This window comes from Helcobacillus massiliensis, from assembly GCF_033106145.1.
GTDB lineage: Bacteria > Actinomycetota > Actinomycetes > Actinomycetales > Dermabacteraceae > Helcobacillus > Helcobacillus massiliensis.
In genome coordinates this window covers 2,148,227-2,165,446 of the sequence record NZ_CP136959.1, presented here as the reverse complement: position 1 = coordinate 2,165,446, position 17,220 = coordinate 2,148,227, and the positions used below count along the sequence as shown (strand labels likewise).

16 protein-coding genes are annotated in these 17,220 nt (G+C 69.6%); 8 read left to right on the top strand and 8 right to left on the bottom strand.

What is annotated here, in order from left to right:
- Positions 1-22: 22 nt before the first annotated feature.
- The 3 genes from R3I40_RS09910 (at position 23) to R3I40_RS09900 (ending at position 2,395) form a co-directional block, all read left to right on the top strand.
- Positions 23-1,828 carry an ABC transporter ATP-binding protein gene (locus R3I40_RS09910; RefSeq protein WP_317699968.1) on the top strand — a complete coding sequence of 602 codons (1,806 nt, stop codon included), beginning with the start codon at positions 23-25 and terminating at the stop codon, positions 1,826-1,828.
- A gap of 66 nt (positions 1,829-1,894) precedes the next feature.
- Positions 1,895-2,200, top strand: a complete 306-nt coding sequence (locus tag R3I40_RS09905; protein ID WP_183377233.1) for an ArsR/SmtB family transcription factor — start codon at positions 1,895-1,897, stop codon at positions 2,198-2,200.
- A 48-nt stretch (positions 2,201-2,248) separates the two neighbouring features.
- Positions 2,249-2,395: a zinc transporter permease gene (locus R3I40_RS09900; RefSeq protein WP_183377234.1), complete on the top strand. Its 147-nt coding sequence runs from the start codon at positions 2,249-2,251 to the stop codon at positions 2,393-2,395.
- Positions 2,396-2,470: 75 nt separating this feature from the next.
- Here R3I40_RS09900 and R3I40_RS09895 read toward each other — a convergent pair whose 3' ends face one another.
- On the bottom strand, positions 2,471-3,037 hold the full coding sequence (locus R3I40_RS09895) for a cysteine hydrolase family protein (protein ID WP_285261876.1): 567 nt from the start codon (positions 3,035-3,037) through the stop codon (positions 2,471-2,473).
- Positions 3,030-4,589, bottom strand: coding sequence for a purine-cytosine permease family protein (locus R3I40_RS09890; RefSeq protein WP_396349470.1), 1,560 nt, complete (start codon positions 4,587-4,589; stop codon positions 3,030-3,032). Before R3I40_RS09890 ends, R3I40_RS09895 begins: the two co-directional genes overlap by 8 nt.
- Positions 4,590-4,911: 322 nt before the next feature.
- Between R3I40_RS09890 and R3I40_RS09885 the strand changes: the two genes are divergently transcribed.
- The gene (locus R3I40_RS09885; RefSeq protein ID WP_285261875.1) at positions 4,912-5,787 is read left to right on the top strand and encodes a hypothetical protein; all 876 of its coding nucleotides are present in this window, start codon (positions 4,912-4,914) and stop codon (positions 5,785-5,787) included.
- 94 nt (positions 5,788-5,881) lie between these two features.
- On the opposite strand, the gene R3I40_RS09880 is transcribed toward R3I40_RS09885, so the two are convergent.
- Together R3I40_RS09880 and R3I40_RS09875 are read right to left on the bottom strand one after the other, a co-directional pair.
- Positions 5,882-6,712, bottom strand: a complete 831-nt coding sequence (locus R3I40_RS09880; protein ID WP_285261874.1) for an MBL fold metallo-hydrolase — start codon at positions 6,710-6,712, stop codon at positions 5,882-5,884.
- On the bottom strand, positions 6,705-7,829 hold the full coding sequence (locus R3I40_RS09875; RefSeq protein WP_285261873.1) for an arginase family protein: 1,125 nt from the start codon (positions 7,827-7,829) through the stop codon (positions 6,705-6,707). Before R3I40_RS09875 ends, R3I40_RS09880 begins: the two co-directional genes overlap by 8 nt.
- Before the next feature lie 100 nt (positions 7,830-7,929).
- Here R3I40_RS09875 and R3I40_RS09870 point away from each other — a divergent pair, with 100 nt between their 5' ends.
- Complete coding sequence (locus tag R3I40_RS09870) at positions 7,930-8,682, top strand: IclR family transcriptional regulator (protein ID WP_183377239.1); 753 nt, start codon at positions 7,930-7,932, stop codon at positions 8,680-8,682.
- A gap of 144 nt (positions 8,683-8,826) precedes the next feature.
- Entirely contained in the window at positions 8,827-10,551 is a 1,725-nt protein-coding gene (hutU, locus tag R3I40_RS09865) for a urocanate hydratase (protein WP_183377240.1), read from the top strand.
- Positions 10,552-10,834: 283 nt separating this feature from the next.
- Here the strand turns inward: hutU and R3I40_RS09860 are convergent, their stop codons facing one another.
- Positions 10,835-11,089: a RidA family protein gene (locus tag R3I40_RS09860; RefSeq protein WP_285261872.1), complete on the bottom strand. Its 255-nt coding sequence runs from the start codon at positions 11,087-11,089 to the stop codon at positions 10,835-10,837.
- A 240-nt stretch (positions 11,090-11,329) separates the two neighbouring features.
- Between R3I40_RS09860 and R3I40_RS09855 the strand changes: the two genes are divergently transcribed.
- Both R3I40_RS09855 and R3I40_RS09850 read left to right on the top strand, forming a co-directional pair.
- Positions 11,330-12,598, top strand: a complete 1,269-nt coding sequence (locus R3I40_RS09855) for an amidohydrolase family protein (protein ID WP_285261871.1) — start codon at positions 11,330-11,332, stop codon at positions 12,596-12,598.
- A gap of 151 nt (positions 12,599-12,749) precedes the next feature.
- Complete coding sequence (locus R3I40_RS09850) at positions 12,750-14,057, top strand: MFS transporter (RefSeq protein WP_285261870.1); 1,308 nt, start codon at positions 12,750-12,752, stop codon at positions 14,055-14,057.
- 91 nt (positions 14,058-14,148) lie between these two features.
- Here R3I40_RS09850 and R3I40_RS09845 read toward each other — a convergent pair whose 3' ends face one another.
- The 3 genes from R3I40_RS09845 to R3I40_RS09835 are packed head-to-tail and all read right to left on the bottom strand — an operon-like array spanning position 14,149 to position 17,191.
- Positions 14,149-15,894 (bottom strand): glycerol-3-phosphate dehydrogenase/oxidase, encoded by a 1,746-nt coding sequence (locus R3I40_RS09845; protein ID WP_285261869.1) that lies wholly within the window; start codon positions 15,892-15,894, stop codon positions 14,149-14,151.
- Entirely contained in the window at positions 15,891-16,610 is a 720-nt protein-coding gene (gene mtnC / locus R3I40_RS09840) for an acireductone synthase (RefSeq protein ID WP_183377243.1), read from the bottom strand. Before mtnC ends, R3I40_RS09845 begins: the two co-directional genes overlap by 4 nt.
- Positions 16,607-17,191: a 1,2-dihydroxy-3-keto-5-methylthiopentene dioxygenase gene (locus R3I40_RS09835; RefSeq protein ID WP_183377244.1), complete on the bottom strand. Its 585-nt coding sequence runs from the start codon at positions 17,189-17,191 to the stop codon at positions 16,607-16,609. The genes mtnC and R3I40_RS09835 overlap by 4 nt, the downstream gene beginning before the upstream one ends.
- Between the last annotated feature and the right edge of the window lie 29 nt (positions 17,192-17,220).

Here is a 17,220-nt window from a genome sequence, read left to right as displayed (position 1 = left end):
CGCAGGAGTAGGTTCGAAGACGATGAAACCCCTCCTGCGCATCCTCAGCTTCACCCGTCGGCTCTGGCCGTTCTACCTGGCGATCCTGCTCACCAGCACCCTCGCCACCGTCGCAACCCTGCTGGTCCCGTTCCTCGTGGGCCGCGCCACCGACATCGTCGCCGCCTCCGCCGCGAACGGCGGCCCCGCCGACGGCGCCATGTCCTCCATCATATGGACCGCCGTGTGGATCCTCGTGGCGCTCACGGCGCAGGCGCTGCTGCACAACATCGGCGGCTGGTACGGCGACGTCATGGCCAACCGCATGCGCACCATCCTCTCGGTCCGCTACTACGAGAAGCTGCTGCACCTGCCGCAGTCCTGGTACGACAGGGAACTCACCGGCACGATCGTGGCGCGGCTGAACCGCTCCATCACCGAGATCTCGCAGTTCGCGAAGACCATGTCCAACATGTTCGCGACCATGCTGCTGACCACCGTCGCGGTGCTCGTCATCTCCGGCTGGTACGCGTGGCCGATCGCCGTGCTGCTCGCCATCGTGTTCCCCGTGTACGTGTGGCTCACCGCCCTCACCTCCACGAAATGGCAGAAGCTCGAAGGGCAGAAGAACGAACAGATCGACATCGCCTCCGGCCGCTTCAGCGAAGTGGTGGGGCAGATCCGCGTGGTGAAGTCGTTCGTGCGTGAGAAGGGCGAACTGAACGCCTTCACCCGCCGCTTCATCACAACCGACGCCACCACTCGTGAACAGTCGAAGCACTGGCACACGATGGACATCCTGCGCCGCACCGCCCTCAACGTCGTGTTCTTCGCGATCTACGTGATCATCTTCGTGAACACCGTGCAGGGAGCGTTCACGGTCGGCGAGATGGTGCTGCTGATCCAGATGATGATGATGGCCCGCCAGCCCGTGGAGTCGATGAGCTACCTCATCGACATGGCCCAGCGCGCCATCGCCGGCTCCCGTGACTACTTCCGCGTCATGGACACCCCGATCGATGCCCGCTCCCCGATGCGGACCCTGCAGCAGTCACGCGATTCCGCGATCGCACCCGTGGCGGGGGCGCCGACGGTGGAGTTCGACTCCGTCCACTTCGCGTACGACGAAGGGGTCGATGTCCTCCAGGACATCTCCTTCAGCATCCATCATGGCGAGAAGGTGGCGTTCGTCGGCGAGTCCGGCGGCGGCAAATCCACCATCGTGAACCTCCTGCTCGGTCTCTACCAGGCCCGCTCGGGACGCATCTCGGTGGCGGGGCACAACGTGGCGGACCTGCAGGTGCAGGACCTGCGCGCCCGGGTCGGCGTGGTGTTCCAGGACGCGTCTCTGTTCTCCGGCACGATCCGCGAGAACATCGCCTACGGCCGGCCCGACGCCACCGATGACGAGATCCGCGCAGCCGCCCGCAAAGCCAACGCGGAGCGCTTCATCGAGAAGTTCGCCGACGGGTACGACACCGTGGTGGGGGAGCGCGGCCTGAAGCTGTCCGGCGGGCAGAAGCAGCGCATCGCGGTGGCCCGCGCCATCCTCAAGGACGCCCCCATCCTCGTGCTCGACGAAGCCACCAGCGCCCTCGACACCAAGAGCGAACGCGAAGTGCAGCGCGGTCTCGACGAACTGATGGCGGACCGCACCTCCCTGATCATCGCGCATCGGCTGTCCACCATCGCGAACGTGGACCGCATCGTCACGCTGAAGGACGGGCAGATCGACGAGATCGGCACCCCCGCGGAACTGGCCCGCTCCGGCGGCATCTACGCGGAGCTGCTGGCGATGCAGAACGCGGGCGCCCGCAAGCAGTTGGAGCGGTTCGGGATCACTGGATAGCCGGGGCGCCCCCAACCAACACATCAAGATATTGCAATAAAACAATATGTGTGTCAGGCTGGGCATATGAGCGAGATGGACCACCTCATCCGAACTGCGGAGCTGTTCAAGGTTCTGGGCAATGCGGCCAGAGTCGGTGTGCTTCTCACGCTGCGTGATGGGGAAATGCCGGTGGGGCGAATCGCGGAGGCGTCGAACTTGGCGCAGCCTGTGGTGTCGCAGCATCTCAAAGCGCTGAGAAGCGTGGGATTGGTGACCTGCTGCCGGCATGGCAAGGAAGTCCGCTACTCAATCGCGGATCAGCATGTGCTGCACGTGGTTGAAGATGCGCTCGCTCATACTGCTGAAAACCTTGCGGGTGCCCAGCATTGACTGTGCAGGCACTGCAGACCAGAAAACACCACTGACAGAGGAGCGGACATGTCCTGCGAAAAGCACCACACTAAGGAAGAGCACACTCACGGCGAGAACTGCGGTCACGAAGCAGTGCAGCACGGTGACCACGTGGACTACATCCACGATGGCCACAAGCACGCCGAGCACGGTGATCACTACTGCGAGCACTGATCGCTCCAGCAATGGCCCGCCCCATCGATCACGCACGTGGTTGATGGGGCGGGCGTTTTTATGATTCGAAGGCGTTTATGTTGTGGTGGCGCGGGACGCCAGCACTGTGGCGGTCGACGTGATCTGCACTTGCGGCGGGTACAGCCCCATCACGTGCATCGCCGCCGCGCCGTTCTCGGCGGTGGAAGCGGCGCAGGCGTCGGCGACCACGGTGATGCGGGCGCCAGCGTCGGCGGCGGGAAGGACGGTGGAGATCACGCAGCAGTCCGTGGACACTCCCGCCACCACGACCTCGGGGGCGTCACCCACAATGCCGCGCAGCTGGTCATGCCACTTGCCGAACGTCGGCTCATCCACCGTCGGGTGCGGGGACAGGTCTTCGAACCCCGGCAACAGGTCGTACAGCGGGTCGTCGGCGGGGACGTCGGCGAACGGCCACGCCTCGAAGTAGTCGCCCCACGAGGTGGAGCGGTCCGCGGTGGGCAGCCATCGCGTCACGACGACCCGCTCACCGAACGCGTCGGCGAGGCGAAGGATGTTGGGTTCGGCGTCGGCCCAGAACGGCGACTGCCAGTCACTGCCGTCCGCCGCGAAGATGACCTGCGGGTCCACGATCACGAGGAACGGCGAAGGCTCAGCCACGACGCCCCTCACCGCGGCCCAGCGCCCCCTCTTCCTGGCGGCGGATCGAGCCGCGCCGCAGCACCAGGGTCACCAGGAAGCTCAGCACGAGCGACAGCAGCACCCCGAGATTCGAGTACGCCCAGTCGCCCTCCCAGAACCCGTCGGCCGCATTCCACTGGCCGAGGCCCAGCGGCTCCAGCAAGTAGCCCTGCCAGTTGTTCCACGAGGCCTCCCCGGCGAAGGAGTTCACCACCAGCCCCCAACCGACCAGCGACGCCACCGCCATCGTCCCGATCGAGGTCCAGTCGATTGAGCCGTAGCGGCCGCGCGCGTCGAACAGGGCCTGCTCGTCGTAGTCGGCGCGGCGGCTGAGGATGTCAGCGATGAGGATGCCTGCCCAGGAGGCGAGCGGCACACCGAGGGTGATGAGGAACGACTGGAACGGCGCGATGAAGCTCTGCGCGAAGAACACCACCCAGATGGTGCCGAGGGTGAGGATGATGCCGTCGATCGCGGCCGCCGCGGGGCGGGGGATGTTCACGCCGAGGGACAGCAGGGTGAGGCCCGAGGAGTAGATGCCCAGGACCGCGCCGGAGACGAGGGTCAGCACCGCCACGATCCAGAACGGGATCAGCGCCCACAGGGGGAGGAGAGTGGCGAGCGCCCCGATCGGGTCATCGCCCACCTGAGCGGCGAAGTCGGCATCGGAGCCGGCGAGGAGGAGGCCGAACGTCACCAGGATGATGGGGGCTGCGGAGCCGCCGATGGTGTTCCAGGCGACGATCGCCCCGTCGGACGTGGATCGGCGCTGGTACCGCGACCAGTCCGCGGCGATGTTGATCCAGCCGAGCCCGAACCCGGTCATCACCATGACGAGCGCACCGACGGTCTGCTGAACCGTGCCGTTCTCCATCGACATCACGGCGCCGAGGTCGATGTGGGGGATCACGAGGATCATGAACAGGATGGTGAACGCGCCGGTCGCCCACGTCAGCATCGACTGCATCCGCATGATCGTGTGGTAGCCGAGCACGGACGCGCCCACGATGAGCGCCGCGATCGCGACCGCGGCGATCACGAGCACGGTGGTGCCGTGGGCGAGGCCGAGCAGTTCGAACACGGTGGCGGTGGCGAGCACGGCGGAGATCGCGAGCATGGTCTCCCAGCCGATGGAGGTCAGCCACGAGACGATGCCGGGCACCTTCTGCCCGTGCACCCCGAACGCTGCCCGGGACAGCACCATCGTGGGGACGGAGCCGCGCTTGCCGGCGATGGCGATGAGGCCGCACAGCAGGAACGAGACCACGATGCCGATGATGGAGACGATCACGGCCTGCACGAAGGAGATGCCGAAGCCGAGGGTCCACGCGCCGTAGGACATGCCGAACACGGAGACGTTGGCGGCGAACCACGGCCAGAAGAGCTGGTGGGGTGCGGCGGTGCGCTCCGATTCGGCGATGACGTCGATCCCGTTGCGTTCGACGAGGGTGCGGTCGGGGCCGACGGGGGCAGCGCCGACGGGTGCAGCGCCGGATGGTGGACGATGGGGTTCTTGGGCAGCAGTGCTCACAGGCGACACCTTGAGGAGTGAGGCCGCGGCGCGGAGATCGGAGAGCGCCGGGCGGGTGGGAACAGTGCCACCATCGTAGCCCCGGTCCGGGCAGGCACTGGGGCTGGTATGCGCCGGGGGTGGTGGGATGAATGCCGTCATGGCGCGCCCGAGTGGTGCCGCACTGGTCGCGGGCGGGTGGGGACCGGTCACGCCCTGTTGATCTCGTTCAGGTAACGGGAGCATGCTGGAGATGAGCGCCGTACAAGTGTCTTACCCCATCGGTAGGTGACCGCCGGCGCGCATGGGCCCCCGACCATCCCTCCACCAGAAAGGCTCTCCGATGACTGAGCGCGACTCGTCCACCACCTCTGCCCGGCGAGACTTCTCCCGCCGCCGCGCCCTCGCGGCCGGTGCGGCGTGGACGGTGCCCGCCGCTGCGGTGTCCGTTGCGGCGCCGGCGTACGCAGCCTCCAGCGGCGCCTGCAACAGCGCCTCTGTGCAGAAGATCGACGCCGCCTTCCTGAAAGCCGAGCAGCAGTTCTCCTGCAACGGCGAGCCGATCTCGCTCGACATCAACTTCTATCAGCCGGTCGCCGCTCTCAACGGATACGCCACTGATGTCTATGTGAACGTCACGAACGCCAGCAGCTGCCCAGTGACGTTCTCGTCCACGCAGCCGCTCAACCTCGGTGTGCGCCTGATGAGCTACAACGACCTGTCCACCACTAAGGTTCGCACCGGGCGCGCTCTCACGAGCGTCGTCACCAGCTGGGGCACCCGCACTGTCAACGGTGGGGAAGGCATTGGGCCGCAGCCCACGAACGGCGCGGCGAACCAGGTGCATCACACGATCAATTGGGCAGCGACCGGAAAGCTCGCCGCTGCGGGTTCGGGCGATACGACTGCGGACATTCGCTTCGGCATCTCCGGCGGCGCAGTCAGCGGCCAGCGGTGGACCAACTATCTGACGGTCACGGTGCCGACGGCGCAGACCTTCGCCCCGAGCCTCGCGAGCATCGGCCTGCCGAACCAGTCGCGGTGCGTCGACTATTACAACAAGAAGCTCGCGACCATGAAGTCGCCGATCAACTGGACGATGTCCGGCCCGCAGACCAGCAACACAAAGGTCCCGGTGCAGCCAGGCACAGTCATCAGCTCGCTCGACACCGGCAATGCGTCCACCGGTGGCGCGCGCTCGAAGGACGGCATCTGGTAAGCCGTCCCGCCCGAACGTGAGCAGAATGCCGCACGCATAGCGCGCTCCAGGCGTGCTTTCTTCTGCTGAACTGTGGGGAGCGGCCGTTCCCAGCTCAGGCCGGGCCGGTGCCGCTCTCCGAGACGGAGGCGAGCAGCTGCTCGTGGACAGCGCGCATCTGCGCACTCTCCAGCCGCGGATCGTTCGGGGTGCGCCCCGCCATGGCGTGCCGCAGGTAGCGTCGGTCCGCGTCCAGGCGCTCCATCGCGGCCTGCCCCCAGCCCACGTGCCCGTGTCCCGGCACGATGACCTGCGCTTTCGCCGCGTACGGCTCCAGACGCTCCAATGCGTCGAGGTACAGGCCGATGTTCGCCGCCGTGTACGGCAGCGGCAGCTCCACATCGCTGAGCATGTCTCCCGCAATGAGCACGCCCTGTTCCTCCAGCCAGACCGCGGTGTGGCCGTCGGCGTGCCCGCTGTGCACGATGAACTCCGGTTCGAATCCGCGCGGCACCGTGCCCGCGGGCAGCCAGATCCGCGAGGAGTCCGCCGGTGCGTGCGGCGCCGGCTCCACACGGCCCACCAGATCGCCCAGCACCGCACCGAGGGAGCCGGGAGCGCCCATGAAGTCCGGTCCGAGGGCCGCGACCATGTCCTCCCGGTGCTGTGCGCACTGCGCCGCCGTCGGCAGCGACCCGTAGCGGGGCGCGGGCCCGAACGCGGGGTGCCACAGCACGTGATCATGGTGGGCATGGGTGGAGAAACCGCCCGTGACCTGCAGGGACCGTGACCCCAGCTGGTCGGCGAGGTCCGCCAGCTCATCGGGTTCCCACGACGGGTCGATCAGCAGCGCTTCGCTGATGGACGCCAGCACCGTCGAGGTGGTCAGGTCCCGGCGGGAGGTGCTGACGAGCACCCCCGGGGCGACGGCGTCGAGCTCACTCACCGGCAGTCTCGCCCGCTGCGATGCTCGCAGCGTCGGTGATGAGCCGGGCGGCGGCCTTCGCGGTGCGGCCGTCGATGTCCAGGGTCGGGTTCAGCTCCACCACGTCCAGCAGGCGCAGCTTCCCCGTCCGCGCCGCCACCTGCACCGCATGCAGGATCAGCGCGAACTCCACCCCGAACGCGGCCGGAGCTGACACCCCAGGGGCGGTGTGGGCGGGCAGGACGTCGAGGTCGATCGTCAGGTAGAGGACATCGAGCTGCTCGGCGAACGACTCGATGAAGTCGGCGATGCCGTCCCGGCCGACGGATGCGCACTCCTCATCGGTCATCCACTCAACGCCGAGGTCCCGCGCGGTATCGAACAGGACCTTCGTGTTCGACGCCTCCGCAATGCCGACCACCGCGTAGTTGAGGTCGCGGCCCTGCGCGCGCTCCGCCTCAGCGATCTGCAGGAACGGGGTGCCGGAGGAGGGGGCGTCGGCGCGGCGCAGGTCGAAGTGGGCATCGAGGTTGAGGACGCCCCAGCGGGGCCGGTCACCAGCCGCGCCCGAACCCGCACCGGCGTCGCCTGCCGCGCCCGTGCCGGCGTCGTCCGGCCGAAGCGCACCGGCGTCCAGGGCCTGCTGAAGGCCGCCATAGCTCGGCCACGCCGTCTCGTGGCCGCCGCCGAGCACCACGGTGAGCGTGTTCCCGTCGGCCGACAGCGCCCGACCGGTGGCGTCCGCCTGCCGCGCCTGCCCGTCCTCGAGGTCCTCCCCGTGGGTGACCTCATCGCCGTGGTCCACGATCGCGACCGAGCCGTCCCCGAGGGGGCCGTGCAGCGCTATTCCGGAGAGGGCGGCGCGCAGTGCCCGGGGTCCGTCGGCGGCGCCGGTGCGGCCCGCGTTGCGGCGCACGCCTTCGTCGGAGCGGAAGCCGAGCACGCCGATGTGGCGACCGAACTCGGTGGGGTAGGAGGTGTCGGGTCCGGGGGCCGACGGGGCCTGGGAGTCACTGGGGGAGGGGTCAGCGGCGATGCGCACGACTTCGTGCCAGCGCGCGTGATCGGCGCCGTCGCCGTCATGGCGACCGGACCACTGGTCGTGCAGAGCGGGAGCGGTGCTGTGCGAAGAGGTCATGCCCCCATCCTGGCACGCTGGCAAGCGCCAGCCTGGGCAGTGCCGTCCACCGCTCGCACTGCTGTCCAGCACTCTGGACGGCCTGGCTAGACTGGATGGTATGGCCACCAAAGTCCCCGCCGCTGACGCCACCCTGCGGATCCTCACTCTGCTCGCGCAGCGCTCGCGGCCAGTCCCAGCGAGCCGCATCGCCGCCGAACTGGAACTGCCCCGCTCCACCACGTACGACGTCCTCGGTGTCCTCGCCGAGCACGGCTACGTCCTCCACTACCGCGAGGACAAGACCTACGGTCTCGGCACCGCCGCCTACGAACTCAGCGCCGGCTACACCCGCCAGGCGCCCCTGGCCCGGCTCGGCAACCACGTGGTCAATCAGCTCGTGGACGGGGTGGGGGAGTCCGCTCACCTCGCCGTCCTCCAGGGCCGCGAAATCCTCTACGTGGTCGAATCCCGCGCCGCGCACCGCCCCTCCCTCGTCACCGACCAGGGCGTCCGCCTGCCGGCCCACCTGACCGCCTCCGGCCGCGCCATCCTCTCGGCGCTGCCCGACCGGCAGCTCGTGGCCGTGTTCGCCGGCACCACCGCCCTCGAATCCCGGGTGGGCGGTGCGATGACGTTCCCCGTTGCCCGCGCCCTCGCCGACGCCCGCGACGCCCGCGACCGCGGCTGGGCGGAGGAGAACGGCGAAGTCACACCCGGGTTCCGCTCCATCGCGAAGGCCGTGGTGGAGAAGTCCGGCTGGCCCGTCGCCTCCATCGCCGTCACCTGGCAGGACGGCACCGCCGTCGACACGGATGTGGTGCGCACGCAGCTCGGCGCGGCCGTCCGCCGCCTCGAGGCCGCGCTCGGCTGAGCGGGCTCGCCCTCGGGCAATAGTCCGTGCCCCCGGACTGCAAGCACCCGTCGGCCGCCTGACTCCCTCTTCCACCGTGGTCCGGCACACACCCACTGTGGTTGTGTGGGCTCCACACCCGACCACCACAAGGATTGAGGATCGATGACTGACGAGCAGAAGACGCCCGCCGGCCCCCGCCCCGTGAAGGCGCCCCGCGGCACCGACCTGAACGCCAAGCACTGGCAGGCCGAAGCCCCGCTGCGCATGCTGATGAACAACCTCGACCCCGAGGTCGCCGAGCACCCCGATGAGCTCGTGGTCTACGGCGGCACCGGCCGCGCCGCCCGCTCCTGGGACGCGTTCGACGCCATCGTCGACTCCCTCAAGGACCTCGAACCGAACGAGACCCTGCTGGTGCAGTCCGGCAAGCCCGTCGGCGTCTTCACCACCAACGAATGGGCGCCGCGCGTGCTCATCGCCAACTCCAACCTCGTGGGCGACTGGGCGAACTGGCCCGAGTTCCGCCGCCTCGAAGCCGAGGGCCTCATGATGTACGGCCAGATGACCGCCGGGTCCTGGATCTACATCGCCACCCAGGGCATCCTCCAGGGCACCTTCGAAACGTTCGCCGCCGTGGGCCGCAAGCTCGCCGAGCGCGACGGCCGCGACGCCGACTTCGGCGGGACCCTCGCCGGCACCATCTCCCTCACCGGCGGCGCCGGCGGCATGGGCGGCGCGCAGCCCCTCGCCGTCACCCTCAACGGCGGCGTCTGCATCATCGCTGACGTGGACCGCTCCCGCCTCGAGCGCCGCCAGGCCAAGCGCTACCTCGACGAGATCGCCACCGACCTCGACGACGCCATCGCCCGCGCCAACAAGGCGAAGGAGGAGAAGCGCGCCCTCTCCATCGGCATCGAGGGCAACGCCTCCGAGATCTTCCCCGAACTGCTGAAGCGCCACCGCGCCGGCGACATCCACATCGACGTGGTCACCGACCAGACCTCCGCCCACGACCCCCTCTCCTACCTCCCCACCGAGATCGCGTTCGAGGACTGGAAGCAGGAGGCGAAGGCCGACGCCGAGGGCTTCACCAAGAAGTCCCGCGAAGCCATGGCCCGCCAGGTGCAGGCAATGGTGGAGTTCCAGGACGAGGGCGCCGAAGTGTTCGACTACGGCAACTCCATCCGCGACGAGGCCCGTCACGCCGGCTACAACCGCGCGTTCGAGTTCCCCGGCTTCGTCCCCGCCTACATCCGCCCCCTGTTCTGCGAGGGCCTCGGCCCGTTCCGCTGGGTTGCGCTCTCCGGCGACCCGGAGGACATCAAGGTGACCGATGAGGCGCTGAAGGAGCTGTTCCCCGAGAACGAGCACCTGCACCGCTGGCTCGACGCCGCCGACGAGTACGTGGAGTTCGAGGGCCTGCCCGCCCGCATCTGCTGGCTCGGCTACGGTGAGCGCCACAAGGCCGGCCTCCTGTTCAACCAGCTGGTGAAGGAGGGCAAGGTGAAGGCCCCGATCGTGATCGGCCGCGACCACCTGGACTCCGGCTCCGTCGCCTCCCCGTACCGCGAAACCGAGTCCATGCTCGACGGCTCCGACGCGATCGCCGACTGGCCGCTGCTGAACGCCCTCACCGCCACCAGCTCCGGTGCCACCTGGGTGTCCATCCACCACGGCGGCGGTGTGGGCATCGGCCGCTCCATCCATGCGGGCCAGGTCGGCGTGGCCGACGGGACCGACCTCGCGGCGGCGAAGCTCACCGCTCTGCTCACGAACGACCCGGGCATGGGCGTGATCCGCCACGTGGATGCCGGCTACTCCCGCGCCGTTGAGGTGGCCGAGGAGCGCGGCGTGAAGATCCCGATGGAGCCGCACGTGCGCGACTGACCGCGTAAGCCGCTGGCCGCGTGCGCCGGCTGTTGAGGTAAGGGTTGTGGGCCCCGCACTGCGTTGTGGGACCCACAACCCTTATCTCGATTCAGCGGAGGTGCTGGTCGGTGACTGGTCACCCCCGCCTGTACCGGTGCCGTGGCATCGTGCATCAGCGGGGTCGCCACCCCCTGTGCCGGCCCTGGGGCGGGGGCTCCGCCGAACGCTGGCCCACCCGAGAGCCTGCCTTTGCGAGCTTTATAATTTTTATAATCTTTATAAATCGCCGCCCGGGGCCCGTTCAGCCGCGGCGGCGGGCGATGACGTCGATCTCCACGAGGATCCCGCCGAGCAGCGCGGAGCCGACGGTGGTGCGCACGGGCCGCGGATCGGTGAAGAACGGGGCGTAGGCGGCGTCGAACCCGGCGAAGTCATCGAGGTCCGCGAGGTGCACCGTCACCTTGAGCGCGTCATCGAGCGTGCACCCGGCCTCCGCGAGGACCGCCTCCACGTTCTTCAGGGTCTGCTCGGTCTGCGGGCCGATCCCGTCGGGCATGGTGCCGCCACTGTACTGAGCGGGCTGGGCGCAGGGGGGGGGAGGCCGACGGGGCCGGTGACGGCGGGGGGCGCGGGCCCGTCGGGGGTCGCTGTCCGGGAGTCCACACACGCGCCCGTCGGCGAGCAGTCCCCGCCCCGGATCTCGGGCACGTCCTGCGGGCCGCGGCGATAGCCTGGCGGGGCACCCGTCGGCCTCCCACCCCGGAGCGCCGCGACCGACCCGCCGATGGAGGCCGCGATGACCACCACCCTGTTCACCAACATCAGCGAACTGTGGACCATGGACCCACTGCGCGAATCCGAGGGCGCGAAGGGCGCCGGCGTGATCCGTGACGCCGCGCTCGTCGCCGAGAACGGCCGCGTGGTGTGGGTCGGGAAGGCCGCCGATGCGCCCGACGCCGACGCCCGCGAAGACCTCGGCGGTCGCGCGGTCCTGCCCGGCTGGGTCGACTCCCACTCCCACATGGTGTTCGACGGCGACCGCTCCGCCGAGTTCGAAGCCCGCATGGCCGGTGAGTCGTACGCCGCCGGCGGCATCCAGGTGACCACGGACGCCACCCGCTCCGCCAGCGATGACCGCCTCTCCCAGCTGCTCGCCCAGCGGGTCCGCGCCGCGGCGCTCGGCGGCACCACCACCATGGAGACGAAGACCGGCTACGGCCTCACCGTGGAGGACGAGGTCCGCTCCGCCGCGATCGCCCGCGACCACGTGGACGCGGTGACGTTCCTGGGGGCGCACCTGGTGCCGTCGGAGTTCAACGGCGAGAAGGGCTCGCGCGGCACCGCCGAGGACTATGTGGACCTCGTGGTGGGGGAGATGCTGACGCAGGTGGCGCCGCACGTGGACTTCATCGACGTGTTCTGCGAGAAGGGCGCGTTCGATGTGGAGCAGTCCCGACGGGTCCTCGACGCCGGGAAGGCTGCGGGCCTCGGTGTGCGCGTGCACGGCAACCAGCTCGGCGAATCCGGCGGTGTGCAGCTCGCGGTCGAGACCGGCGCGGCGAGCGTGGACCACGTGAACTTCCTGTCCGCGGCGGATGTGGAGGCGCTCGCGGGCACGGTCTCCCGCGACTCGGACGGCCAGGTCGTGGTGGACGCGGGGGAGAGCGGTGTGCGGCCGACGGGTTCCGGCCCGACCGTTGCCACGATCCTGCCGGCGTGCGACATCTCCACGCGGATGCCGTTCGCGCCCGCGCGTGAGCTGCTGGATCCGGGGGCGGTGGTCGCGATCGCCTCGAACCTGAACCCGGGCACGAGCTTCACCAGTGCGATGAACTTCTGTGTGGGCACGGCGGTGCTGCAGCAGCACATGAGCCTCGCCGAGGCGCTGTTTGCGGCGACCCGCGGCGGTGCGATCGCGCTGCGGATGGCTGACGTGGGCCACCTGACGGTGGGTGCCCGCGCCGACCTGCACGTGCTCGATGCGCCCGCAGCGATCCACCTGGCGTACCGTCCGGGCATGCCGATGACCTGGAAGGTGTTCGCGCGCGGCGCCGAGGTGAAGTGACGGTCTGAAGCGCGGTGAAGGAGCACCCCCACACCCCTCCCGTTCATCCCCGGCTATAGACCGTCACGAATGGTGCGGCCTGCTGCCCAGGGCCCGTAGCTTGACTCCACTCGCGCACGGCACGCGTGCGCACTGATGTGGAGGAGGAGCCGTGGCATCACCGGATTCGGGCCGTGGACTCAGCAGGTTCATCGCACAGCAGGGCATCTCGAGGCCCCTCGCCTGGGGCTTCGTGGCGCTCACCCTGTTCATGGTGGGAGACGGCATCGAACTGAGCTTCCTCTCCACCTACCTCACCGACCGCGGGCACGACGCCGGATCCGTGGCCCTCCTGTTCACCGTGTACGGGATCGTGGTGGCAGTCGGAGCGTGGCTCGCCGGCGCCCTCGCCGAAGCATGGGGCCCCAAGCGCGTCATGGTGATCGGCGGCGGCATCTGGATCGTGTTCCAGCTCGTGTTCCTGCTGCTGGGCGTCCTCCCGGACAGCTTCGCAGTCATGCTCACCGCCTACGCCATCCGCGCCATCGGCTACCCCCTGTTCGCCTACGGCTTCCTCGTGTGGGTCACGCTGTCCACCCCGAGCCAGGTCCTCGGCAGAGCCGTGGGCTGGTACTGGTTCTTCAACGTGATGGGCCTCGGCGTCATCTCCGGCTACTTCGTGGCCGGCACCATCGACCAGCTCGGCCCCCTCGGCGTCCTCTGGAGCAGCCTCGCGTTCGTCACCGCTGGACTCGCCATCGTCGCACTCCTGCTGCGCAGCCAGGACGGCCCCACCACCGTCACCGCAGCCGACACCCTCCGCGGCCTCGCCGCCTCCATCACCATCGTCGGCGATCAGCCGAAGGTCGGCATCGCCGGCGTCATCCGCATCATCAACACGATGAGCTACTACGCGTTCGCCGTGTTCCTCAACGTCCACATGGTCAACACGATCGGCTTCACCCAGGCCCAGTGGTCCTCCATCTGGGGCACCATGCTGCTGGCCAACATCGTCGCGAACCTTCTCAGCGGCTACCTCTCCGACCGCCTCGGCCGCGTCGCCGTCGTCGCCTGGGCCGGTTGCTTCGCCTGCGCCCTGTCCGTCCTCGCCCTCTACTACGCCCCGCAGGCCCTCGGCGCCCACCTCCCCGCCGTCATGGCGGTCGGCGTGGTCTACGGCTTCGCCCTCGGCATGTTCTGCCCTCTGTCCGCCATCGTCCCGCTGCTCGCCCCCGCCAACAAGGGCGCCGCGATCGCCGTGCTCAACCTCGGTGCCGGCCTCTCCAACTTCGCTGGCCCCCTCGTCGCCGGCCTCGTCCCCGCCGTCGGGGTCGCCCCCGTGATCTGGCTGCTGGCCGCCCTCTACATTGTGGGCATGGCCCTCACCTTCACCCTCCGCGCCCCCGGCATCGAAGCCCGCGACCACCGCGAACCGCTCACCGCTCCCGCCCCGGAACCGGTGCCCGCCGCGGCCGTGTGACCACCAGCCGCATACAGCAGAAGGGGCGGGATCCCACCACGGATCCCGCCCCTTCTCGCATCCTGCATGCCGCGCCCAGCACGCGCCGCGACTACCGCGCGAACGCCTCATCCAGCACATCCCGGTCCGCATCCAGCCGGCCGCGGTACGCCTCCACCTCCGCGCGGATCCCGGCCTCGTCCCAGCCCAGCAGTCCCGCCAGCAGCGCTGCCGCCTGCCGCAGCGCTCCCTCCGGGACCGGACCCAGCGTGCCGATCACGAGTCGGCGTTCCAGCACATCCGCGAGCGTCCGGGCACCTTCGTCGGTCACCGCATACACGACCTGCGCGGCGATGTCCGGACCCGGACCGATCGGCTCCGCTAAGCGCGGATCCGCCTCCGCCAGCGCCAGCACTCGCTCATGCGCCGTCCCGTACAGCCGCGCCAGATGCAGGCGCACAGCCTGGGGCACCGGCGCCGCCGGCACCCGTCGGAGAGCGGCATCGAACGCGGCCGCCACCGTGCCGTAGTCGCCGAAGCTCGTGGACAGGGGAAGGCGCCGCGAATCGAAGCGGCGAGTGGGGCCCAGACGGGACCCTCGTGCCGCGATCACGCGGTCGATCACCTGCGCGCCCATGGCGCGGCCCGTGGTCCACTTCCCGCCGGTGACGGTGAACAGCCCGTCCAGGCCCTGCTGGGCGTGATCGGTGATGGTGAAGCGGCGCGAGGTCGAATACGTGTCACCGTTGGTCGCCACCAGCGGCCGCACCCCCACGATCGTGGACGTCACGTCCTCGCGGCGCAGCGGCCGCGCACTGATCGAATCCAGGGTCTCGCGCAGCAGCTGCACGTCCTCCACCTCGGTGCGGGCGTCATCAGCGCTGCCCGCGGACGGCGTGTCCGTGGGGCCGATGAGAGTGCGGCCCTGCCACGGGCTGACCACCACGTGCCGGCCGTTGCGCCCCCGCACGTACAGCGAATCCGTCAGTCCCATGTCCCGGGCCAGCAGATGCACCCCCTTCGCCTGCTGCACCCGCACACCCGCTTGGGGCGCATCACCGCCAAGGGCCTGCTGCACCCAGGGGCCTGCGGCATTGATGACGGTCCGCGCCGGCACGGCAGCCGTCTCCCCCGTGAGGGAGTCCCGCACTCGCACACCGGTCACGGCACCGGACCCGTCGGCGCCCCGCAGCAGGCCGGTGACCTCCGCGTGGTTGAGGGCGGTGCCGCCGTCGGCCGTGAACGAGTGGACGAGCGCCAGCAGCAGCCGCTCCGGGTGGAGGTTCAGCGTGTCGTCGTGGCGCCACGCGCCCGTGAGGCCGTCGGGCGAGAGGATCGGCGCCCGCCGCAGCAGGTTTCGGCGCCCCACCCAGCGGAAGCGCGGCGAGCGGATGTCCCGCGGCACGCCCGTGTTCCGGTTCCACGCGAACGCCTCGTACAGCGCCACCCCCGCGCCCAGCATCGGCGCCTTCGGAGCGGACCAGTCGAACGCGGTCAGCAGGAAGGAGCGCGGCTGCACCAGGTGCGGGGCGGCGATGGCGAGGAAGCGGCGCTCCGCCACGGACTCCGCGACCACCCCGAAGTCGTACTGCTCCAGGTAGCGCAGCCCGCCGTGGATCGCCTTCGTCGTCGCGGAGGACGTCCCCGCCCCGAAGTCGACCTTCTCCAGCAGCACCGTACGCAGGCCCCGACCGGCGGCGTGGCGCGCGATCTGCACGCCCGAGATGCCGCCGCCGATCACGGCGACGTCGTACTCGCCCCGCAGCGGCGCCCCCAGGGCGCGGCCCGCCAGCGCGGCCGACGGTGCCTGCCCGCCCACGGTCCCGCCGGCCGGCGACCCGTGCACGGTGCCCGTCATGTGAACCGGACCTGCTCGAACGTCGAGATCTCCGGGTGTTCGCCGACCCCGCGCTCCGCGTGCTGATCGCCCTCGCGGCGCACGCCCACGGTGCCCCAGCCGTCCTCCTCGGCCGCATCCAGCTCCTCCACCAGGTCGGAGAAGAACAGCAGCGATGCGGCCGGCCGGCCGATCTGCTCGCGGATCGTCGCGTACGAGGACGCCACCCGTTTCGGGCCCGCGTTCTCCGTGTCGAAATGACCGGAGAACAGGGGCAGCAGGTCGCCGTCCGGGGAGTTGCCGAACCAGGCCCGCTGCGAGGACAGGGACCCGGAGGAGAACACCCACAGCTCGATGCCGTCTTCGTGCCAGCGGCGGATCGCCGGCACCGCATCATCGAAGAAGTGGCTGGTCAGATCGCCTTTGGCGAACCCGTCGGCCCAGATGAGGCCCTGCAGGATCTTCAGCGGCGTGCGCTTCTCGTCCCGGTCCAGCCAGTCCTCCAGTGCCGCCACCAGCTGCGCCGTATCCGCGTCCGGGTCCAGGCCGGCGAGGTCGATGATCTGGCCTCGGGCGCGCTGCACGTCCTCATCATCGGCGCGGTCCGTCAGGTACTCGGTGAAGCGCTCGCGGGAGTACGGGTAGAGGACGTCGTGCACGAACCAGGTGGAGCTGGTGGTGCCTTCGATGTCGAGGACGATCGCCTCGGGCCGCTTCAGCGTGACGGTGGTGCTCATGCCGCCGCCCGAGAGGCCAGGATCTGGTCGTGGGTGGGGAAGTTCTGCGAGATGGGGGAGCCGGTGAAGTCGCCCACCCAGCCCTCGCCGTCGTGGAAGAACCGGATCGCGGTGAACTCCGGGGCCTTCTCGCCCATGTCGAACCAGTGGGTGGAGCCCTCCGGCACGGACAGCAGGTCGCCCTGCTCGCACAGGACCGCGTACACCGTGTCCTCGATGTTGAGGTAGAAGGTGCCGGCGCCGTCCACGAAGAAGCGGACCTCGTCGTCGTCATGACGGTGCTCGTCCAGGAACTTCTCGCGGCCGGCCTTCGCCTTCTCCCAGAAGTCCTCCTGCCCCGTGTTCTTCAGGCGCATCACGTCCACGAGGGTGAAGTCCTCCTCCTCGGTGAGGCGCTGCACCTCGTCCCGGTAGGCGGCGAGGACGGCGTCCTGGTCGGCGTCTGGGGCGAGGTCGTAGGTGGGCCACTGTTCGTAGCGCACGCCCAGGGTGGACAGCTCCTTGCGGATCTCCGCGGGCTCCTCGGTGCGCAGCAGTTCGGTCTCGGGGGCATCGGCGGCCCACTTGATCAGGATGGTCATGGTGTCTCCTTCGTCTGGGGTGGTGGTGC